Annotated in this window: 16 protein-coding genes; 6 read left to right on the top strand and 10 right to left on the bottom strand. The window is 50.5% G+C overall.

Annotated elements, in window-relative coordinates:
- Window positions 1–714: 714 nt before the first annotated feature.
- The 9 genes from rsgA to PHC90_10960 form a co-directional block, all read right to left on the bottom strand.
- On the bottom strand, window positions 715–1,773 hold the full coding sequence (gene rsgA / locus PHC90_10920; GenBank protein ID MDD3846856.1) for a ribosome small subunit-dependent GTPase A: 1,059 nt from the start codon (window positions 1,771–1,773) through the stop codon (window positions 715–717).
- A gap of 508 nt (window positions 1,774–2,281) precedes the next feature.
- The gene (locus tag PHC90_10925; protein ID MDD3846857.1) at window positions 2,282–2,800 is read right to left on the bottom strand and encodes a chemotaxis protein CheW; all 519 of its coding nucleotides are present in this window, start codon (window positions 2,798–2,800) and stop codon (window positions 2,282–2,284) included.
- A 96-nt stretch (window positions 2,801–2,896) separates the two neighbouring features.
- Window positions 2,897–5,071, bottom strand: a complete 2,175-nt coding sequence (locus PHC90_10930) for a methyl-accepting chemotaxis protein (protein MDD3846858.1) — start codon at window positions 5,069–5,071, stop codon at window positions 2,897–2,899.
- A 94-nt stretch (window positions 5,072–5,165) separates the two neighbouring features.
- Complete coding sequence (locus tag PHC90_10935; protein MDD3846859.1) at window positions 5,166–7,295, bottom strand: chemotaxis protein CheA; 2,130 nt, start codon at window positions 7,293–7,295, stop codon at window positions 5,166–5,168.
- The gene (locus PHC90_10940; protein ID MDD3846860.1) at window positions 7,292–7,645 is read right to left on the bottom strand and encodes an STAS domain-containing protein; all 354 of its coding nucleotides are present in this window, start codon (window positions 7,643–7,645) and stop codon (window positions 7,292–7,294) included. The genes PHC90_10935 and PHC90_10940 overlap by 4 nt, the downstream gene beginning before the upstream one ends.
- A gap of 284 nt (window positions 7,646–7,929) precedes the next feature.
- Window positions 7,930–9,213, bottom strand: coding sequence for a PAS domain S-box protein (locus PHC90_10945; protein ID MDD3846861.1), 1,284 nt, complete (start codon window positions 9,211–9,213; stop codon window positions 7,930–7,932).
- A gap of 507 nt (window positions 9,214–9,720) precedes the next feature.
- Window positions 9,721–11,973 carry a DEAD/DEAH box helicase family protein gene (locus tag PHC90_10950; GenBank protein ID MDD3846862.1) on the bottom strand — a complete coding sequence of 751 codons (2,253 nt, stop codon included), beginning with the start codon at window positions 11,971–11,973 and terminating at the stop codon, window positions 9,721–9,723.
- Window positions 11,974–12,198: 225 nt separating this feature from the next.
- A complete protein-coding gene (locus PHC90_10955) occupies window positions 12,199–12,714 on the bottom strand; it encodes a DUF3368 domain-containing protein (protein ID MDD3846863.1) in 516 nt (171 codons plus the stop codon).
- A complete protein-coding gene (locus PHC90_10960; GenBank protein ID MDD3846864.1) occupies window positions 12,714–12,968 on the bottom strand; it encodes a UPF0175 family protein in 255 nt (84 codons plus the stop codon). Before PHC90_10960 ends, PHC90_10955 begins: the two co-directional genes overlap by 1 nt.
- Window positions 12,969–13,151: 183 nt before the next feature.
- Between PHC90_10960 and PHC90_10965 the strand changes: the two genes are divergently transcribed.
- A complete protein-coding gene (locus PHC90_10965; protein MDD3846865.1) occupies window positions 13,152–14,153 on the top strand; it encodes a transposase in 1,002 nt (333 codons plus the stop codon).
- Between the two features lie 364 nt (window positions 14,154–14,517).
- Here PHC90_10965 and PHC90_10970 read toward each other — a convergent pair whose 3' ends face one another.
- On the bottom strand, window positions 14,518–17,673 hold the full coding sequence (locus PHC90_10970) for a CHAT domain-containing protein (GenBank protein MDD3846866.1): 3,156 nt from the start codon (window positions 17,671–17,673) through the stop codon (window positions 14,518–14,520).
- Between the two features lie 639 nt (window positions 17,674–18,312).
- Between PHC90_10970 and PHC90_10975 the strand changes: the two genes are divergently transcribed.
- The 5 genes from PHC90_10975 to PHC90_10995 all read left to right on the top strand — a co-directional run bounded on the left by PHC90_10975 (window position 18,313) and on the right by PHC90_10995 (window position 22,528).
- Entirely contained in the window at window positions 18,313–18,642 is a 330-nt protein-coding gene (locus PHC90_10975; protein ID MDD3846867.1) for a DUF1232 domain-containing protein, read from the top strand.
- 20 nt (window positions 18,643–18,662) lie between these two features.
- On the top strand, window positions 18,663–19,847 hold the full coding sequence (locus PHC90_10980; protein ID MDD3846868.1) for a lysozyme inhibitor LprI family protein: 1,185 nt from the start codon (window positions 18,663–18,665) through the stop codon (window positions 19,845–19,847).
- A gap of 95 nt (window positions 19,848–19,942) precedes the next feature.
- A complete protein-coding gene (locus PHC90_10985; protein MDD3846869.1) occupies window positions 19,943–20,209 on the top strand; it encodes a hypothetical protein in 267 nt (88 codons plus the stop codon).
- A gap of 29 nt (window positions 20,210–20,238) precedes the next feature.
- Window positions 20,239–21,522 (top strand): hypothetical protein, encoded by a 1,284-nt coding sequence (locus tag PHC90_10990; protein ID MDD3846870.1) that lies wholly within the window; start codon window positions 20,239–20,241, stop codon window positions 21,520–21,522.
- Window positions 21,500–22,528 carry a hypothetical protein gene (locus tag PHC90_10995; protein MDD3846871.1) on the top strand — a complete coding sequence of 343 codons (1,029 nt, stop codon included), beginning with the start codon at window positions 21,500–21,502 and terminating at the stop codon, window positions 22,526–22,528. Before PHC90_10990 ends, PHC90_10995 begins: the two co-directional genes overlap by 23 nt.
- Window positions 22,529–22,902 lie beyond the last annotated feature (374 nt).

Consider the following 22,902-nt stretch of genomic DNA (forward strand, 5'->3'; position numbering starts at 1 on the left):
AATATTTCAATTGCGACGTGCCGGTCGATTCAAGAGTATCAATAGGTGCTATTCAGCTTCTTGCATATCTGAGCGAGCAACGATGATTACGGATGGTGTATTGATTCAATGGTATTCCGCTGCCCCGGAAATGTCAATAACAACCGTGCCTTCGGTCGTCTCAGATTCCAGGGCAGCCAGGGGACTCTTAAGAAAGTAAGAAACTATTGGTTCCCCTTGCCTAAGACGCTTGAGCGGTATTGAAAAGTTATTTAATTTCTTAAGAACCTCTCGTGCCCCCAGGGCAGACGTGTTCCTGCCTTTTTCGGTATTAACTCAGTTTACGGGGTTGACAAGGCTGTTCTGGATTGAGCTTGAAAGGATTTTAACAAATTGCCTGCGGATTGTATAAAAAATAAATTGTAAAAATATATTAGGAAACGTTGGGTGAAGGGGAGGGAACCACTCGACGAATATAAGTGGGCGGCTGTTCACCCATTACATCCAAGACTATCTTTTTGTGTCCCGCATAGCGGGATGCAACCGCGGCCTGATCCGCGTCTTCTCCGGATCTGGCCGCAATTCTTTCAAGGTTTCCTCTTCATGCTCTCTTCTCTGCCTCCAGCGAACCCAAAGGGTGAAGCGGGCGTGAGACGGCCTTTAGTCTTTTCCTCTTCGAAGCGACTTTGGGGGAGGCGTAGAAAGGGCTGGCGTGGATTGTTCGGTGCTTGTCTTTCAGCGCTTCAACTGCTTCTTCGCTGTCTTGATAAACCGTCCGAAGGTCTTGTCCTTTTTCCGTTTGTCCAGGTATGACATCTCGTGGTACTCCGACTCTTTCTTGAGCTTGATATAGCTGGAATATCGATCTTCACTCAATTCACCACTTTCTACCGCAGCTCGGACGGCACAGCCGGACTCGTGTTCGTGGCTGCAATTCGCATAGCGGCAATTTGCGGAAAGGCTGAAAAGGTCTTCAAAACCTATGGTGACCCCATCACCCGCACCAACAAGGCCCAGCTCTCGCATGCCGGGCGTATCAATCAACATTGCACCCTGATCGAGAACAATGAGCTGGCGGCGCGAGGTCGTGTGGGTGCCTTCTCCCGTGCCGCTGACAGCTTTTGTGTCAAAGGCGTCCTGACCTATCAGGCGGTTGATAAGCGTCGTCTTCCCGACGCCCGATGAACCAAGCAGGCAATATGTCTTTCCCGGAGACAGTGTCTGTTGAAACTCGTCAAAACCGATACCGCTGACATTACTGAGGGCGAACACTTTAGCCCTGGTTGCGGTGGATCTAATGATCGCAAGTTTTTGTTCCAATTCATCCTGCGTGATCAAGTCCGTCTTCGTGAGAATGACAATGGGCTCGACATGTCCGTCCGCCGCCATTACCAGGTACCGGTCCATGCGGTGAGGATTGAAGTCAAAATGGCATGATTGAACAATGAAAGCCGTGTCTATGTTAGCCGCAATCATTTGAAAATCCACGTTCTCGCCGGCGGTTTTGCGGCGCAGGAACGTCTTTCGCGGAAAAACCCGGCGGATAATTGCCGCCGTGCCGTCATTGTGATATTGCACGGTCACCCAATCTCCGACACATGGCAGCTCGACCGGGTTTTCGATCTGGTAAGAAAGCTTACCCGCAATTTCGGCCGGGACTTCACTCGATTCATTTCTTATCAGGTACGATCCGCGATCAACGGCCGATATCCGGGCTATGCCGCCCTCTTCCGGGAGGAACTCGCTGATATGTGCTTCAAACCACTGGTCGAAGCCCAGGTCACTCAATTTCATAAGGTAGTGTACACCATTCCTTGTCTCTAATTCCAACAGACTGCTGATCAACTATCATCCCGGCGCAGAGTGGAGCAGCCGAGGGGACATTCGATAATAAGAAAATTACTCAATCCACCAACCCCTTTGGCCTAATTCTTCCTGGGGCAGCCTGAGGTAGCCCGGTGTCTCCTGGGCAGCTGGGCAGCCGAAAATAACTTAATCCCATAGAAAGATCAGACACCTCATTTTCCTTTAAAAAAAGTAATATGGATTGAGAAAGGGCCGGGAATGTCCATGCGAGGCCAGGGGGAGGGTTCCCGGTCACTATTACCGACAGAGGTGCTCATGCCACGACACGCCCGCCTTGATGCAGCAGGCGTTCTCCATCATGTGATCATACGGGGCATCGCCAGAAAGGGAGGCGGAAATGGTAAACCGGACGGTGAAGCGCTCAAGACATGGCAATCCAGGACTTACGAAAAGCCCGCCCCTTACAAGCGGCGGGCCGGTTATGCCGTCTTAATGCCTATTCGTTCACCACCCTTGCCTCGCCGGGCTGGCTCCCGCCTGCCTCCACTATGCCGGCAAGCTCCTCAAAGGAGAAGACCTTCGCTATGTCGAGGATGATGATGAAGCTGTCGTCCTTCTTCCCCATGCCATTGATGAAGTCGGTCCTGAGTTGACTTCCTATCCTGGGTGCAGGCTCGATCAGGCTGGAGTCCATTTCGAAGACCTCCTGTACGGAGTCGACGAGGGCGCCTATGACGATGTTCTCTCCGTCAAACGACACCTCAACGACAACAACGCAGGTATTCACGGTTTTCTGAGTCTCCGTAAGCCCGAACTTCAGCCTCATATCCAGGACGGGGACGACGCTCCCCCGGAGGTTGATAACCCCCCTCATGTAATCCGGTGTTTTCGGTACCTTCGTGACGGAGTTGAATTCCAGTATTTCCCTCACATTGAAAACATCTATTCCGAAGACCTCACTTCCAAGCTGGAAGGTCAGGTATTGCCTTACGCCGGTAGTCGATGAAATGCTCATAATTCCTCCTTTCTTAAAACCATGGGCCGGGCGTCGGGTTCCGGAGGTCTGGCTGAATATTACCCGGTTGCTCCGGAACCCTTGTCCCTGCAATTATCAGAATCTTTCAAAGTCTTCGTCAGTCCGGTCGCTGCCGAGGTTCAGGGTGATACCCGACGTTTTGTCTGCACCATTTCCACCCCGGGGGATCGGCGGATTCGGGACAGAGCGGTGGAGAGATCTCTTCAGCTCTTTGCCCCCGATGCTCTTACCCTCCGCCGTGCTTTCTTCTACCTTAAAAAAAGCAATGGTATCCTGCAGCCTTTCAGCCTGTCCCGATAATTCCTCCGATGTGGATGCCATTTCTTCCGTTGCCGAGGCATTCTGCTGGATCACCTGATCGAGCTGCTGGATGGCCTTGTTGATCTGCTCCGCACCGGTATTCTGCTCATTGCTCGCTGCGTTGATCTCCTGGACAAGATCGGCGGTCCTCTGTATGTCGGGAACGATCATGTTGAGCATCTCGCCGGCCTTCTCTGCCACTTCCACGCTTGAACCGGAGAGTTTTCCTATCTCACCGGCCGCGGTCTGGCTTCGCTCGGCAAGTTTGCGGACCTCCGTCGCGACAACGGCGAAACCCTTGCCGTGCTCTCCTGCGCGGGCTGCTTCTATTGCGGCATTTAGTGCAAGGAGGTTCGTCTGCCGTGCTATCTCTTCAATAATGGAGATCCTAGCTGCGATCTCTTTCATGGCAGTTACCGTTTCCGTTACGGCCCTTCCGCCTTCCTTTGCATCGTGGGCGGCCTTGAGGGCTATCTTCTCCGTCTGCTGGGCATTGTCCGCGTTCTGTTTGATGTTGGACACCATCTCTTCCATGGATGAAGACACCTCTTCGGCCGATGCCGCCTGTTCTGTCGCGCCCTGGGAGATCTCCTGTGAGACCGAACTCATCTGTTGACTGCCTGAGGCGACGTTACCGGCGGCGGCCTTCACATCGTTGACTATGTTGGTCAGTCTAACCACCATCGCTGCAAGGGCCCTCATGAGCTCATCCTGGGCGGAGCGTTCCTTTACGGTGAGAATAAGGTTGCCGGAAGCTATTTCCCTTGCAATGCGGGAGACTTCGTTCATGGACTCTCTCAGAGCATCCATTTTTTCATTCGCAATAATCTGCTTGCCCGGCAGTTTTTGAAGTACCGGAGAGAAATCGCCCGCTGCATAGGAAGATAGGATATCAAGTATTGTCAGCACAACATTAACGTGCAGCGAAACGGTTTCGTTCACCCCCGTTGCCACCTGTTTATATGCACCCGAGAAGTTTTCTGCCGGTATTGCGTAATCGATCTCGCCAGCCTTATGTTCCTGGTACAGCTTGTCCATGTCGCCGAGAAGGTTTTTTAGCGTGCTCACCATCAGGGAAACGTTTTTGCCGAGAACATCCTCTTCAGATTTAATAGTAACGTCTACGTTTAGATCCCCGTTTGCAAGTTGTTCCGCTGCCATGGCGGACTCTTTTATATTGTCGACCATGGAGTTGAAGGCGCTTGAGAGTACCGCCACCTCGTCCTTGGCATCAACTTCCGCCCTCAGATTAACGTCGCCCAGTGCAAGCTTGCCCATTAATCCGATAATGCCCTCCAGCGGTTTTGCAATGGTACGGGTGACTATCAATGCCACGGCCACAGCGAAGACGATTGCAAACAATCCGATCACAAGAAGAAAATTCCTCGCCGAGTTGTATGTGGATAGCGCCTCTTTATACCGCACTTGCATCTGATCTTCCTGATATTTGACCAATTCGTCAAAGGCTTCCTTGACTTTTACCGTGGCAGGTGCTGCCTGATTTACGTGCACGTCTGTTGCTTCCTTTATTTTGTTGCCGGCAACAAGCTCAAATATCCTGTTGTTGGCATCTTTCCCGATCTTGAGGTTCTCGGCGGCACGCGCCATGAGGTCTTTGCCTTTCTGGGAGGTCTCTATCTTGCCAAGCTCTTCCAGCGCTTTGCCGTATAGATCCCTGGCGGCGGCGACGGTTTTTTTGGAATTGGCCTTTGCGGCTACATCATTCACAAAAGCGGTGGTCAGGACGCCTTCGGATGTCATATCGATTGCCTTTACGATATCCCTGGCCAGCTTGATTTTTACACTGTTCTCTGTGACGATATCATCCAGCCGGGTATTGATCGATCTCATACTGCCTATGCCCATAGCGATTAACACCAGGAGCAAAACGATAATAATGCCGAACCCCATTCCAAGCCTGATCCCAATTTTCACATTCCTGAGTTTCACTGTCTTGTTCCTCCTTTTTGTTTTGAAGACATCTCAATGCCTTTCCACGTTCTTTACCAGCGTAGATATATCTAAAATGAGCGGTGTGTTTCCATTAATTCGGCATGGCGAATCCGGCACTGGCGTAGGCATCGTCCGTCAGACGCGCCACGTCCATGATGAGGGCCACCGTGCCGTCTCCCAGTATCGTTGCGCCGGATATCCCATCTATGTCCTGGTAGACCTTCCCCAGGGTCTTGATGACTGTCTGGTGTTCCCCGATGACGTTGTCGACGACGAGCCCGATCCTGTTCCTTTCGACCTCCGTTACGACTATCTGCTCGATCTCGGGTCTTGCCCCCTTCATTTCAAAGGACTCGCGCAGGCGGATGTAGGGGACGATCTCTCCCCGTATATTCGCGATATCCCTGCCGTGGGATATTTCCACGTCGGTGCGGCTGAGCTCTACGCACTCCCGTACTATCGTGAGGGGCAGTATGAAGAACTGCCTGTTTATCTCCACGAGCAGGCCTTCAATGATGGCGAGGGTAAGAGGTAGTCTGAGGATTACCGTCGTGCCCTTGCCCTTTTCGCTATTTATCTCGACGGAGCCCCTGAGGCTGTCGATCGTCCTTTTCACGACATCCATGCCGACACCCCTCCCCGACACATTGGTCACCTTCTCCGCGGTGGAGAAGCCGGGCGCGAAGATGAGGGAGAATATCTCCTTGTCCTGCAGTTCCACATCGGCGCCGATGAGACCTTTCTCGATTGCCTTCCTTTTTATGGTCTCCTTGTCGATCCCGGCTCCATCGTCGGTGATCTCTATGAGGACATAGGCGCCGGAGTGGCGCGCGGCTATGCTTAGCATGCCCGCCCTGGGTTTGCCCAGGGACTCGCGTACCTCCGGCGACTCGATCCCGTGATCGATGCAGTTCCTGATGAGATGGACCAGCGGGTCGTTGAGTCGCTCGATGACGGTCTTGTCCAGTTCCGTCTCTGCACCATCCGTTGTCATCTCCACCTCTCTGCCCAGTTCTTGGGAGAGGTCGCGGACGAGTCTCTTGAATCTTCCGAACGTGGTCCCGATGGGGAGCATCCTGATGTTAAGAGTATTGTCCCTGAGATCACCGGTGAGGCGCTCCACCTCCTCAGCGATCGATACGAGCTCCGCGTTGTCGAACTGTGACGCCATCTGTGTGAGCCGGGCTTGGACCGTCACCAACTCGCCCACGAGATTCACCAGGATATCGAGCTTATCCGCCGGCACCCGTATGCTCGAGGAAGCCTCTTCCTGCTGGCGGGCCGGTTTTTTGACCTTTTTGAGATGCTCCTGTTCTATAAGGGCCGACTCTACCTTCTCCTTGGAGACCAGACCCTTTTCCACGAGCATCTCACCGATCTTCTTCTTCTCCGAGAGGGTCTTTGCAAGCTCATCACTCTGGATATCGCGCCTTTCGACGAGGATCTCCCCGAGTTTTTTCTGCTCCTCCTCATAGGTTGCGGAGTCTTCGCTGTCTATCATCGCGATGTCGACCGTGCTCGAATCGTCGATGAAGATGAAGACGTCGCGGATTGCGTCAATTCCCCTATCGGTGGTAAGGATGATGTCCCAGAAGACGTAGCAGCGTTCCGGGTCCATATCGCCAAGGGGAGGTATGTGGTCAAGTCCGGCAAAGATCCTGCAGTCACCGAGAAACTGCAGCTCGTTGAGCAAAAGGAGCGGGTTTGTGCCGGTGAGGAATATATCCGCGGAAGGGGCGAAGCGTACACGGAATGTACACTCCGGCCTTTGTTGGGGTTGCGACGAAGCCTCTTGTACCTGGGAATCATTATGCGGGTCGTCGGTGGGGGTTTGCTGCAGGTTTTTCCCGTCTGCAATGCGGCGGAAAGAATCGATAAGTGTCTGTGCATCCTGCGGCAAAGAGGCTTCGTCGGAGGGGGCTTCAATCATGAGACGTATGAGGTCCTTGGCCTTGAGCGTCAGGCTTATGAGTTCTTCGGCAACGGGAAGCTTTCCTTCCCGTACGTCGTCGTACGTTGTTTCTATCGTGTGGGTGAACTGGGCCACGTCGTCGAAACCGAACATCGCTCCAGAACCCTTTATGGTATGGAGCGCCCGGAAGACCCGTCCGATCAGCTCGGAATTGAGGGGATCTTCCTCAAGTTCGAGCAGCGCCGCCTCGAGGTCGGCGAGAAGCTCGAAGGCCTCCTCGATAAATGTCTGTGCGTGGTTATCCATCATGGCGTCACCTCGGTATCCTTTTTCTGCCAGAAACAGGTCTCTTCCGCGCCTGCCACACAGCCGGAATCGCGATTAAGACCGACCGATGAAATCACCTGAAGCACTACCGGTGAACAATCTCTTACCCCCATCGGCCTTGAATCGTTAAGGGATTTCTTGTGGGCCGCACACAACAACTGAAACAACGAAAGATCGCAGCCGGTTACGCAGGCAAGATTCACGGTCAGGTTCTTGTCGCTGCCGAGTTCCCGGGTCAGGATTCCTTTGAGTTCCACGGCGTTCTGGATGGTTACATTGCCGTAGAGAGTTAGTACAACACCATGTTCAGCTCTTTCGACCTCGCTATCCATGATTTTCTCGCACCTCCTGACAGAGCACCCTCAGACATGTGGTGCAAGCGCTGACTGATTGGGTGTCGATGGCTGTGGTTCGCACAACCTCCAGACTTTGTATCTCCGGAATTTTAATCTGGCTTTTCATAATACCTCTCCATGCCATGTGTGATCCGCACATAACAACTTGCATGACAGTTTTGATTTAGTATTTGATACGTTCTAAATCATTGTCGGTCTTGGAAGAGGCTCACTTAATGTAAGAAAAACGGAGATATAATGTAGGTAAACAACCTACATTATCAGAGCGACAAAAGGTAGGAAGCCAGATTAGTTTTCTCATTATTCAGGCCGAGTTTTTTTCTAATATTGTTTCTATAAAAACTGACCGTCCCGGAGGTCATTTGAAGCGCTTCGCCTATTTCCTTTGTTGTCTTACCGCTTCTTACGAGATCGGCTATGCGTATTTCTGTTGGCGTGAGGTTGGCACATTTTAAGCCTAGTTTTTGTAGGAATGGGGAAACGATATCGTTAAGGTTTGTTTGAATAATATCGACATAAGTCATATAACGCGGGTCCAATCGGCATTCTTTCAATTTATCAATATAAGGGCATACCAATTTGTTGACGTTTGTTACGATCTTTTCTTCAAGTTCAATCCTGTCTTTTTCTCTTTCATTCAGTAATACCTTCAGAGCGGCATTCATTTGTTCAAGGTTGATCGATTTAACCGCCAATTCAGCTTCCCTGCTCTTCAGGGCGTCTTCTGCCCTTTTTTGTTCCGTAATATCTTCGTATGTCTTCAGATACTCCCCGGTCGGCAGCTGAACCGGGATAACATGAACAACCTTCTGCTGGTTGTCCCTGCAGGTCACGGTAAATGTCCACCGTTCGCCCTCCTTCAAGGAGGGGTCCTGCATGAATCTATCGACCCCGTTCTGCCATGTTGCGATCACGTGAGATCTGTATTCAGGGTCGGGGTACGCCTTTGCGAACCAGACATTTTCATCCGGGACCTCCTGAAAATCATAACCGAATAGTTCCTTGAATTTGGTGTTCATATAGGTATAGTTTCCTTTCTTGTCGACGAGTACCGTGCCAAACGGCGCGTTTTCGACAAGGGTCAAGAACCTTTGCGTCTCTGTTTTGAGTTTCTCCTCCATCTCTTTTTTTTCGGTAATGTCTCTCCATATCGTATGTATGATCTGTTTTCCGTGCAGCGGGATTGCCGTAAGCGAGACATCAACCCATAAGTCCACGCCGCCAAAGGTTCGATGTTTCCACTCGAAACGAACAGGCCCGTCGTGTACAGCGGCATCGATCAGTTCCCGCGACTTCTCCGTCGACATGCTCCCATCCGGCTGTCTCTCGGGTGATATGCTGAATGGATGCAGTCCGGTCAGTTGCTCTTTGGCCGAACAATACATCAATTTCAAGGCGGCTTCATTGCAGTCAATAAACCTGTCATCCTCGAGTAAAAATGCAGGATCGGTGGATTTCTCAAAGAGGAGTTTGAATCTCTCTTCTGATTCACGAATAGCTTTCTCTGCCTTACCGAGCTTCGTTGCGGCCGCTTGAGTCATCATAGAACAGTTGTTCCCCCCCCTTTTTTATTGTCCAGACTATCATGGACGAAAAGAACAATGCAACAACACAGTGCGATAGTTATCTTCCGTTTTGTTAACAGAATAGAGCTTGTGTATCCCATCCCAACTTTTGGTCTTTTATGGTCAGGTTGCTTGGTTGAGGTGACAGCCGTTGGGCGCCTTGCTGGAATGAAAACCTGACTGGTTTCGAGAAAAACAAATGAGGAGGAACCGAAGGGGACGTTGCCAAGGAACCGAAGGGGAGGAACCGAAGGGGCGTTGAGAAAACAAGAAACTCAAACCCTTTGGCTCCCTTCACGCCTTCACATTGTTCTTTTTTCCAGGTCTGAGCGAGCAACGATGATTGTCGACGGTACTAGACGGTATGTTATCCCTTCGTCCCGAGAATGTCAATAAGGGCCGTGGCCTTCCGGATGGGCGGCTTCCGGGAGAAGAAGACAGGGGCGTTGTCGGGAGGAAGGGTTGGAAGGCGGTCTGAAAAGGTTCTCAGATCCCCAGCGTTTCTCTGCTAGCGTCCTGCCGTTTCTTTGCGCGTCTTGGGAGGCTGTTGAGGGCAGAGTCGGGCGGGAGTTTGATGGCATATCCCATTTTTCGGTATGTGGCCATTCTCTTGCGGAACATGGTCACGCCTAGGCCGAGGTTGACGTCGACGTAGTCGTAGATACGGACATCGTTCTTTCCGGCGCTTTCCCGGTGAAGCCGCCCCGCGTATTGCACGAGGCGACCCTTGAAGGACAGGGGCATCGCAAGCACAAGTGTGCACAGCTCCGGCAGATCGAACCCTTCACCTATAAGAGAGCCCGTTGAAAGAAGATAAGGGAGCTGTCCTTGTCCCCTCATCGCCCTGATCTCTTCCATAATCTGCTTTCTCATGCGCTTTCCCGTGTCGCTGGTGATCAGAAAGCCAACTCCCTGTTCGTCGGTCTGCATTGCGGCAATCTCGGCGAGAAGCAATTCGAGATGGTCCTTTCTGTCGGAGAGGACAAGGGGAAATCGTTCTTCCTTCAATGCGGTCAGGATATCAGATGCGACCAGGCGGAGGCGATCCCTGTCGGTCACGAGAGCCTGCCAGATTTCATGAATGGCCGGCTGGGCGTTCTCTGCGCTGGTCATCCGAAAACCTGTCTCTCGCACGATGACCTGCCGGGCAATCAGAGACTGAGCGCTGGTTTCCTCCATGACATGCAGGACGGGGCCGCATTGGAAAGCGATAATCCTTTCAAGGCCGTCCTTACGATACGGCGTGGCCGTGAGACCGATGAAATGTCGTGCCCTGATCCTTTTCAGAACTGACTCGAAAGACACGGCCGGGACATGGTGACATTCGTCGATAATGATCTGCCCGTACCCGTCCAGAGGCCGGTGAGCATTACTGTCCCGGGCAAGCGTTTGCAGCATGCCGATATCGACGAGACCTTTCTGTCTGGTTCCTTTAGTATCGAAAACACCGATCTGCTTCTTCTGAAGATCTGTGAATTCAAGCAGTTGCTCCTTCCATTGGTCAGCGAGCTGCCTTCTATGAACGAGAACGAGCGTTGGTACCTTTCTCCTGGCAATCACGGCGCAAGCAATCACGGTCTTGCCTGAGCCGGGAGGAGCAACGAGCACGCCTGATTCACCGGACAGGATATTGTTGAGTGCGATCTCCTGGGGCGGGAGGAGAGTTCCCGTGAAATCAACAGAGATGCGTTGAGGATCCTGACGGAGGTCTGCGAATTCCACCGTAGCCCCGGCCAGTTGCGCAAGCTCCATGCACTGCGATAACGAACCCCGGGGTAGTATCATGCTTTCACCATCGTCAGACAGCTCGGCGCAGCAGATATAGCTCGGAGTATTCCATGTCGAAAACCGCATTCGCTGCAGTTCAAAGAATTTCGGATTCGCGAAAGTGGCCGACCGCTTGAAAGCTGTTATCAGGCTCGATGGCATCCCGTCGATCTTGATGGCCAGATGGTGAGAATAGACGAAGGAGATGGGTTGTTGATGAATGCCCTTTATGTTGTCCTGCTCCGTCTCTATGGATGCTTCTGCTTCCACCAGGTCCGAGCTGACCTGACCCGTCATTCGTTGTTGCGCCGGGGCCGAAGGTGCGTTGTCACGGAGTACCTCGGTGACATCCGCGCTGGAAAGAAACCTGACCCGGCTCAGAAATTCCCATTGGTCTGGATAAGGCACAAGATTGTCATCAACAAAGACCGTATTGCCACTTCTGCAGGAGCTTCGTTGCAAGGGAAGAGCGATGAGATTGCCAAAACCTCCGGCAGACAAGGTATCCTGGCTCGGGAAGAATCGATCGTAACTGTCGAATCCGATTCTGTGCCGTCGCGTCATGGCGCGGGTCAGAATGAGCCTCCCCAGTTGACGGGCAGTCTTTGCGGGTAGAGGTTCCTGAAAGAATATCCAGGCGTGGCCTCCCATGCCTGAACGTGACCTCTCGATGTAGACCTCAACGCCCATATCCCTGGCCACAGCCTTATACTGGAGAATGTCCGCGGACCAGTGCTCCTTGTCAAAGTCGGCGACGAGAAATATGCAGGTATCGTCGTTGCGGATCGTGTACGTTCCGACGGTAATGATGCCCTGCAGATGTTTGCGAATAACGGACTCGTCAAAGGGAATGAAGTCCCGGTTCCCGCATTCACTGCACCTTGTCCTTGGTTTGGCACAAATGTCGCGCACCCATTCTGCCTTGCATGCGGGGGAGTAGCCCTTTGCCCCTGTCTTCTGGTTTTCCCACATCTTCGGGAAAACGTCCTCACGACAGCGAAAAAGTCTCAGAAACAGGGCGATGCGTTCTTCTTGAGTGCTGAGTGGCTCTTTAGCAGCAGGGGTTCCTGCGGGCTCAGGTGATTGCTTTGCTGTTGACAGGAGTTCGAGTTCTTGCAGGAGCCGGAGCTTTTCTTCCTCAAGCTTGGCCAGGCGAGTCTCGATTTCTTTGACACGGGGATTCATGGGCTCGAATATCTACGTCTCGCCCGCCTCTTTCAGCATGCGTTGAACTATACTGTCACCGATCCAGTAACCCCCATCACGTAGCCTGTCTATCATGTCTCCAACGGAGTCGATCAGGCCGTTCTTCTTGGCTTCCACAAGCAGTCGTGCTGTTCCGATGACACTGAGTCCGTACACCGACCTTGCGATTTTTCGCGCCTTTCTCTCATCGATCAGCACGTAGTCGGCGCCCATTTCGCGGGCAGTCTGCACCACGGAGGCCTCCCCCGCATCGAGGAGACTTTTCAGGGCGGGTTCAAGCGGGTTTTGCAGGGCCTTAATCCGCATCCAATCCATCTGTTCATAGAGTGTTATTTGCATCAAGTTAAAGAAGCTTGCAGACTTTCCCTGCAGCACTTCGCGATGGACTTCTTCAGGAACTATTACTTCATCAAAGAGTTCCCTGAGAATCTCCAGCTTTCCTATCAGCATGAGCGCAATGATAGGTCCCGTATTCGATACAAGGCGACCTTTCTTGAGATTAGCCATTATGGTTTCGCCTTGAATTCCGCGTCCAATTCTTCATCGTCCCATTGGACTGCGGGCACTCCATAATGACTGCACCGCAGCAGGAAGGAGAAACGGGAAGACTCGGCAAGCTGCGCGGCCTGCCCGGATGTCAGGCGTCCCAACTCAAAAAGTTTCACCGCGAGAAGGAATCTCGCTTCCCTCTCAAAGTCATCGGTACTCAGGTTCATTGTCGCAAGCACCGATTCAGGGTACCGTATGGACAGACTCTTCATAACAACCTCCCGAATTAATTAACATAATACCACACTTACCTACTCGATGACCACACACATTCACAATAGCCCCCATCTTTTCCTGCGAGAAGAGGCCCGGGGCAGTCAGGGGACAAAAGAAGCAGGCCGGATATGTCAGCACGGGGCGAAAGCCCCGGGCCATCGTCAATGACAGAGGTGCTCATGCCACGACACGCCCGCCTTGATGCAGCAGGCGTTCTCCATCATGTGATCATACGGGGCATCGCCAGAAAGGAGATCTTCCTCGGGGACGACGACAGGGCGGACTTTACCGACAGGCTGTCCACTCTCCTGCCGGAGACGGCAACGGTCTGCTACGCATGGGCGCTCATGTCCAACCATGCACACATGCTTCTGCGTACCGGCGATGCTCCCCTGTCCACCCTCATGGCCCGGCTCCTCACCGGCTACGCGGCGGGTTTCAACAGAAGGCACAGGCGCAGCGGCCATCTTTTCCAGAACCGCTACAAGTCCATCATCTGCCAGGAGGAGCCCCCCTACCTTCAGGAACTTACCCGGTACATCCACCTCAATCCACTGAGAGCGGGCATCGTCCCGCATTACGAATCCCTCGGACACTATCCCTGGTCAGGCCATGCGGTTCTCCTCGGCACCAGGACGGTCCCCTGGCAGGACGTGAGGTACATCCTCGCATTGTTCGGTCCGGATGAACAGGCGGCCCGTGCCGTCTACCGTGAGTTCGTGGCCAAAGGGATACACCACGGCCGGCGACCCGAGCTTGCGGGAGGGGGATTGGTGAGAACCCTCGGGGGATGGGAGGAGGCCAGAAGGTCGGCCCGCGAGGGGCCCATGAAGGGTGATGAGCGCATCCTGGGGGACACATCCTTTGTCCTGGAGTTCCTCGCACGGGCGGAACAAAGGATGACCCGGCGCTGCGAAATGATGTGTTCGGGCATCGACATCGCCGCGATAGAGAACAGGGTCTGCCATCTTTTCGGGATATCGCCCCAGGAACTCTACACCCGGGACAGGCACGGCAAGCTTGTCGAGGCAAGGAGCGTCTTCTGTTTCTTCGCCGTGACGGAACTGGGCGTCAGACTGACGGACCTCGCCCTGCGCTTTTCGGTGACAGGACCCGCCATAGGTGCTGCCGTGAGAAGGGGAAGGGGCATCGCGGAGAGGAAGGGCTTGAGGCTCGTTTGAAAAAGTTATTTTCGTATTAACGAACGTCCCCCTGCGTCTCTAGTCGGAATCTGCGCAGAAGATCTACTGAATTTGTCATGGTTTCCCCTTCTTGTATCGAAAGATGGGGCTAGGTAGGAAACGTTCGTTCATGAGCAAATAACTCAATCCCCAGGCCCTTTTCGTCTAAGTTCCCCAAAACCTTGGAAGCAACCTGAAGCTATCAATTACGAGGCTTCCTTGCTACCGGTTATGAGGATCAATAGGTGCTGTTCGGCGTCTGCCAGATCAGAGCGAGCAAAGATGATTGCGGATGATGTACTAGTGCAATGTTATTCCTCTCCCCCGAAAATGTCAATAACAAGCAACTGGCTCAATGTCCTCTTTACTGTTCCCCGTACAATACAAACGGGGCCCAGAAGTACGGATGCGGATGTTCCGTCTTGATTTTGTTTCTCGCAAAGGCCAGAGCTTCTGCCTTCCCCGTCCCTTCTTTCAATTTTGAATAGAATGTGGTCATGAACTCAACGGTCTCCAGGGAAGCCACGGCCCAGAGAGACGATATTACGCTCCTTGCGCCGGCATGCTGAAAAGCTCGCGAAAAGTTCATTACGCCTTCCCCTTCCATAGCGTTGCCTCTCCCGGTAAAACACGCAGAGAGTACTACAAGGTCGGCATCGAGATCCAAGCTTAAGACCTTTGTCAGTGTGAGAAAGCCATTGTGCCCAGGCTTGTTTTCTACCTGACCAAGAAGCAAGAAGGGTTCGTTGATACCCTGTACTTTACCTGCTAGGTCTGCATGGGTCGCAAAGTGAAGATAACGGTAATCTCTTAATGGAACGTTGCAGAATCCGGTCTCATTTGCATTTAGATTCAGCAAGATGTCCGGGGGCCGTAAGGGCACCCCGTAGAAGCCGGCAATCCTATTGACCTCTGTTGCCGTCTCGGGAAGCCGGGGATACTCCAGTTCCTTTCCGGCCTTGTCATCTTCGGTTGTTTTCCCCCAGTCTTTGTGTTTTGCCAGCTCCCGGAATGAAGCTTTCTCGTTCTTTGTGCTTTCAGAGGGCTCAATAGAAGGCAGTCCTTTCTTGAAAGCCACATATCTTCTGTCGTCAACGCTATAGATTGGGTCACCCAATGCAAATAGGATCTTGCGGGCTGCACTCGGACGCAACATGCGGTTCAGTGCAAGTATTGATGCCGATTGAAAGTAGATAATCCTGTGACGGTCCCCGACATAAGCGATGCTCTTCCCATCGGTGGACGGTTCGATTGCCAGAGCCTCGAACGGCAACAATCCCAAAACGCCATCCGGAACAATAATGATACTGTTGCCTCGAGAGATGTCTCCAAGCGGTTTTTCCAGTAAGGCCCCATAAAGTCGTTTCCCACACGATAGTAACTCGCCCCGCGTGGAGTTGGGGTCTTGTAGGAGACGGACGTACTTGTTCACCATTCTCTCAATCTCTTCCTTCCCCATCTCGATTTTGTAGATGCTTTCGAGGCCGCCTCTTTTCACTTTGAAAAGGTATGTTGCATCGTCATCAATGACGTATTCCAGAAGAGTCTCGTCTTGTTTTAGTGGTATTGCTTCCGGAGGGACAGGTTTCGGATAGTGCAGGGCGGCGTATCTGGGATACTTCGCTCTGATCTCGCTAATCAAGGCATTGAGCTCCTCGTTGATCATCTTCTTCCTCTTAACGAGATCAAGGTAATCTTTCTGGTTTCGCTTCTTGTAGACTCCTTCCCATTCGTTCTGTATGCTGGAAAGCTGATTCAGAAGCCTTGCTTCCCGCAACTTTAGATCGTCGGAAAGACCGATTGAGTCATGTTGCGCGGATGACGCGGCCATATCCTCCAGAAGACTCCTTGCCTTAGTCGATTCGGCAAAGTAAAAAGCGGCAGACGCCAGGGTTGTTCCGTATGGCAAGAAGTCCGGTTCCATGGTGTCACCCTTCAGAGCTCCTTCGCACAGGACGGCAACCAAAGATTTGAAGGCACGGATATGACTTCCAGCAAACCCAGCGGCAAAAAAGCCCTCCTTTTCTTTCAATCCTCCTCTTATTTCCTCGGACACGTTCACAGCTTTGAGGAATTCGGTCGAGGCGGCCTTCAGCAAGTTCTTTCCTCTTAAGGCGGAGCCATACTGAGTGTGGAACAATATGCGGTACGGATCGTCCGTGTAGGGTTGAGGCTGCATTTTTGCCAAACAAGCGAGGGCATCATCGTATCTGGCCGTCTCTATATACAGCTCAATTAAATATGGCACCCCCTGCCACATATGTCCCGTAGCTTTTCGCCGCATTTCCTCGACTGCGAGAAGCATCTCTTCTGCTCTGCTGTATTCCTTCTGCAGTGTATGTGCAAGGCCCAAGTTCATTAGAACCATGGGATCTTGTGGTCGGCATTCAAGAGCATCGTTCAGGAGCGTGATAGCTTTTTCGTTTTCTCCAAGGGAGATATAGACCATGCCAGTGTACATGTTCGCCAAGGCTTTTCCTCCAGCTTCCGAGACCTGGTGAAAATAGCGCAACGCTTTGTCGTGCTGCCCCATCTTGTAATATGTAAATCCAATGTCCCGAAGGTTGACCAACATCTCTCTTTGCGCATTGAGAGAACTGTTAATCTCGTATGCTGTTTGATGATTGTCGAGGGCCTTGTTGTGTTGGCCTATGCTGTTGTAGACTCCGCCCAAGCGGCTGTAACATTCCGCGACCGCTCTTTTGTCCTCCAGCTCTCTGCAAATTGTCAGAGCCTCCTGCAGGTGAGAGAGTGCTCTGTGGTACTGACCAATATACTGTGACCCTAATATGGTCCCTGTACTTATGAGGCTCCGTGCTATGTTTATGGGCCTTTTGGTTTGTCGATGAATCCTTATTGCTTCTTCATAGGCCTCCAACCCTTCCCCGAAATGGTTTCGTGAGCAGTGGCTCAGGCCCACTTGCTCGAGCAAGTGACCAGCGCCGACAAACAGGGGAGTCAGCTCGACAAGGTTGTGCTCTTTGTAGATTTTCAGCGCTTCATCGTAATTCAAATAAGCTCGTACGTCGTCACTCCTGCTAATTCGAATCTTGCCAGCAACGAGCAACAGTTTCGCCAGTTCGGTATTCATTTTCAATTCTCTTAACAGCGAGACCTCCACATCAAAATAGGACAGACCCTTCTCGGTCTGGCCCAGCTGAAGGTAGCTAGCACCGAGCACGTCTGCGGCCACTGCCGTATTGGTCTTGCTATTTCTTGCCTCGAAGCTCGTATATGCGCTTTGCAGGTAAGGAAGAGCCTCAGGAACCCTCTTCATGGAATAATACGTGATTCCGATATTCAGCTGCACCATTGCCTTCAAGCTCACATTGTCACCACTCTCAAGATTCTTGTAAGCTTCCGTCAAATAGGCGAGGGCCTGCTGGTACTCTTGACTCTTGTAAGCAGCGGCTCCTTTACTGAGAAGTTCGGCAACGTTGGCAGTTTGTTGAGGATGCAGGATGAGTGGGAATAACAAGACTGAAAGACAGACGTAAAGAAAAAACATCCGGTTTTTCAATTGCCAGACCTCTTTACTGCTGGTCAATTATGAGGATCAATGGGTGCTATTCAGCTTCTGCCAGATCTGAGCGAACGACGATGATTGTCTGTGGTATCAGGTAGATGTTATTCCTCTCCTCCCAAAATGTCAATAACAAGTGCCTTCTAAGTTTTCAGCGTCCAGGCGAAAAGCTCCGTGGTACTGTCTTGATTTTTCTGAGGACGTTAAAAACTGTTGACATTTTTTCGAGGAAGAGCAAGACTATTAGCACAATTTTGCCTGTGAAAATGCCGTTAGGGGTTGACGGACAGGCCCTACGAGATCTGAGAAAGTTGGTCTCCTGAGTAATCAGCATTGCTCATGGAGGCCTTTTTTATTTTGGGGGGCGAAGTGATGCCGCCCATGTGCAGTGACGGGGAAGAAACAGTTCATCGAAAGGAGGAGGGACTGAAAGGGAAAGACGCGTGCGATAGGCAACCTGAGTGCGTTGATCGGTATTCTCAACTGCCGTCTGTGCGCTAACGGACAATCTTGCCTGTGACCCTATCATGCCGATAGGCATAAACAGGCCCTGCGGGATCTGAGAAAGTTGGTCTCCCTGAGTGATCAGTAGAACTCGAGGAGACCTTTTTTTATTTGAAGAAGGAGGGAATACACATGGTGGAAGTCAAAGATGCGGCGCAGGTCGAAATCATCGACCAGCATTTGGAGAAGTCCCTGCTTGTCCCGGTCATTCTGTTCATCTTGGCGATGCTCTACGATATCTCACCCGTTGACATGATCCCGGACATTCCGGTGATCGGCCACATTGACGATGCGCTGGTCACCTTGACCGCAACACTCAATCTGCTGCAGAAGAGCCTCGGGGATTTCAGCGGTTTCCTGGCATCCCTGCTGGGCCTCGCCAAATGGTTGGTCATCTCCACGGGGATTATCGCGGTCTCATTGATCGGGCTATTTATCTGGAGCATTTCGAAACTCATGTAAGGTAAGGAAAGGAGGACATCATGAACAAGGCTGGCGGAATAATCGGAGTCATCGCGGGGGTGTTCGGGGTTGTCGCCGCAGTATTCACGTTGATTGCCGGCGGCATCGGTTCCGCGTTTGATGCGGCGGAGGCTGAGACGGTCGTCGGTCTCGGGTGGGGAGGGATGCTGTTCTCATTCCTTGCCATCGTCTTCGGTACCCTCGCAATTGTCCGCTGGAGGTGGGCGGGAATGGCCCTCATCATCTGCTCCATCCTGGGGATGGTTCTCGGGGGAACAATGGTGGCGATATGCATGGCGCTTTCATTGATCGGGGGGATACTGGCTGCCATCGGGACACGAAAAGAGATGTCAGGTGAAGACCCAAAGGCGAGCCGCAGGAAGAGGCTGGTCTGGGCAGGGGCAGGCATCGCCGTTTGCCTCGTTCTTGCCGGTATCGCGATTATGCCCGGAAAGGATGGGGCAGCGCCGAAAACCGATCCGCTGGAGGACCTTGTCGCCATGCAGCCCAGCGGTCTCAAGGCGGAAGGGGAGCTTTCCGAGATGTTTGCATTAGGGAGCAAGCATACCGATCTGCAGCGCGAGAAGAAGTCGAAGGAGATCATCGGCAAAATCGTTCAGTGGCGGCTCCCTGTCTACGAAGTGTCGAAATCCGGCGGCGGCTACAGGGTACAGACACAAACCCGTATCGGCACCGGAATGTTCGGGACGAATCTTGTGGGCACCTTTGTCCATATCACGCCGCGAAGCGACGAGGACCGCAGAATTATAGAAGCACTGAAGACGGACGACATGATCTCCTTCAAGGGGCAAATCGCGGACACGTCCCTGCGCACACTGACCATCAGGCCGGCGATCCTGTTTGGAAATCCACAGCAAGCCGAGACCAGAGCCCCTGCAGCCACGTCGCCTCCGCTGGCAGACGGCCCGAATGCCGTACCTGTCAAGCTCTCGACCGACCTGCCGACCCTTCGGGAGAATTATTCAGCGGCGGACCAGGAGATCAACGCGGTCTATGCCGACACGATGTCCAGACTCAGCACCACCGCGAAAGCACAATTAAAGGCGGAACAGATTGCCTGGATAAAGAGGAAGAAAAATGAATGCGAAACGGAAAGAGACGAAGTCAAGCGGCTGCATTGCCTGACAGTGATGACATGGGAAAGGATAGACGAGTTGAAGCAGCACGCCGGTGACGGGGATTGACGAGATGACATACCGTCCGTAGTGGAAAAATCAAAATCTTTGACAAATTTAGCGCAATGTTCTACAAATCTTATACGCAACATAATATTAGGACAATGGAAGGCAAGAAGGAATTCTACCGGAAGGTTGAGGAAGCGCTCACGTCAAAGGGGTACGAATACTACGATGGCGACAGGGACATCCCTGGCAAGGGGAGGCAGCACGCCAACAAGCCCGATTTCATTGCAGTTAAGGGCAACAGGGTCTACATCGGAGAAATCAAGTCACCGGCAGAAGGCCCCAGATCCGGCAGCTGGCGGCAGAGGCAGAACAGCGATACGGAAGAGTTTAAAAAGTCCGTATCAGTTCAGAACTTGATCTAAAAAATAAAATGAAAAATAGAGGTGGTGGAATGAAAAAACATTCCCATGCATGCACGATAATACTTTTAAGCATTATACTAACATCTTCAATTTTACTGTTTACATCATGTAAAGATTCATCAAATACTGTCACAGATTCTTCCAATACTTCTAAAGCTAATATTGACAATCCTACAATTAATGCTTCATTTGATAAAATTTATCCCAAACCATTTTTCGACACAAAGACCGGAAAAGCAACAACAGCAGCTATTTTTACAGCAGTTACAGCAGTTTATCTTTACATTACCATACAATCAGCTGGTTCTGGTGGTGCAATATTAGCTACTACTCCAGCTGCTGTGAAATTTATTGCAACTCAAATAGGTATGCTTATGGGACACGGCAGTGGTGCAACTGCTGCAGGATTAGCCATTGTGGGGCTTGGATCAATGAAAGGAGGAATATTAATTATTGGCTCACTTATATCTTTGGGAAGTGGGGTAATAACAGATATAGCAATTGACCAAACTATCGCATCTGTCAAGAACGAACCATATAAGCGATATGAATATTTGAAACTTCCTCTTCTGGAAGAAGGAAGTGGTGATGTGACAACATTAGTAAAGAAAATCAAGGATATTGAGGAGGATTATATAAAAGGTAAAGTATCAGTAAGCAATTACAAATACATGATTGAAAAAGAATACAGCCCTAAGCTAATTAATAAACTAAAAAGCCTTCCAGATATAATAACGACAAAAAAAGAAGCATATGATCTCATCAACAGGGCTATATTTTATTTCAACACAGAAAATTATGAAAAATCAGAAAGAGACTTTAATAGAGCTTTAACTTATGCAAAAGAGAATGCATTTGTTCTTTATGGTATTGCTTTAAATAATTTGGTTAATAATAAATATAATGACGCTTTCATAAAACTTGCACAGTGCAATATTCGAGAGCCAGAAGCATTACAACCATATATTCTTCACATTATGGCACTTAAGGACAACGGGAAATATCAGGACGCACTGCTGCTGGCGAAAAGTGGCCTTAATAATATCGGTAGAAAATTTGCGCTTGCTTGGGAAGCGGGAGAAATTAGCTATTTTCAAAAAGATTACAAAAATGCAGCCTATTATTTTGAAATGGCCTTTGATGAGGTTGATGAGGATATGATTGAGGCAGAAGCAGCCAGAATGGTTGCATTATCTTACAAGAGAATGTCCAATAACGAACATGCAACCAAATGGTACAAAAAAGCACTGAAGAAGGCTGAAGGGAATAAAGAAGAGAAACAAAAAATTGATGAAATATGGGAAAATGAATAATTTTAGTGAACAAATATTTATTCTAATAGTGTCCATTTTTATTTTCTGTGGAGCTGTTTTTGCTGTTAATCCTGTGACGATTTCTAAGACTTCGGCCTCTCTTTTGGATGATATAGCTAAAGGGGCAGTGAAAAATTATACCGTACGGCATACAGGTTTATTGTTAAAAATGGGAACTAGGATTGATGATTTTGTGCCGTTGATAAAAAAATATCCATTGCAAGAGCAGAGAAATATACTTCTTGAGGTATTGAAATCAAAAGATCTTGTCAAGTCGACTGAGACATTAGTCCTTAAAGGACGTCTTAAAAAGGGAGAAATAGCAGAAGCAGATTTGATTAGAGCAATAAAGAGTAATAAAAAAGTTGATGAGATAATTATTGGCAACAAAAAAAATGTCAAGGCAAGTACCAGTACTAACGGTAAAAGTACTGAAAAAGATTTGATAGGTAAAAAGGAATTTGAAGAAAACTTTCAAATAACTGCTGAAAAAGAAGGGAAATACATTCATGATGAGAAAGCAGTTCGTGGTGGCGGTCTTAAGGGAACCAGAAGGCCAGACAAAATATCTGTTGATGAAAAAAATGAAACCTTAACTAAAATTGAAACAAAGAGTCCCAAAGAGGCACGTAATCCTTTATCTTGGTGCGGTACATATAAGAACGATTACTTGAAAACATGCAGAGAGAAAGTAAAATCGTATTATGGAGGATGTAATAGAAAAAGTGCTTGGATGATAGTCATTGCTTGCCAAGCGAACTGCTACCGACAAAGTGGATTTAAGAATAGTAATTTAAAAGAAAAATATAAAAGTTATAAAAAACAAACGGGGTTATTAGTTCCAAAAGATCAAGTGGATGATATTTTAGCTGTCTTAGGAAAGCAAGCTAAAACTGTATCATATGGCGATTCTGTATTATTCGAATTATCTGAAGAAACAATGGAAAAACTTACTTCTCAATTTGGTGTTGCTAAAGATCTTGCAGGTCAGTGTACTCCAAAATAAAAAACTTATAGCATAGTAGTGATATGGGTACACCGTAACATCACGATTGCTGGACCTGAAAAAGGTGTCAGGATAGGGTGCTCTCCGGAGATGTCTGACAGGTGTGCGGCAGGGTTCATGAGACCAACTGGACACATTGGATACAAGAGTGGAAGTATGACCCGCAAGTCCACAACAAGATCCTTCCTCAGCCTCGACCTGAAAGAGGTAGATAGGGGATGTGACGAGTATGCAGCGTTTCCGGGCGGTAACTGCGGACATGCAGATGGCATCTACAGAGCTGGTACAATAAATTCGGACATCGACTTAAGTGGTTTTGCTGCTCTATAATGACAACAGAAAGGAGCAGGCAAGGATGACAAAGAGACCACGAA

The organism is Syntrophorhabdaceae bacterium (assembly GCA_028698615.1).
GTDB lineage: Bacteria > Desulfobacterota > Syntrophorhabdia > Syntrophorhabdales > Syntrophorhabdaceae > Delta-02.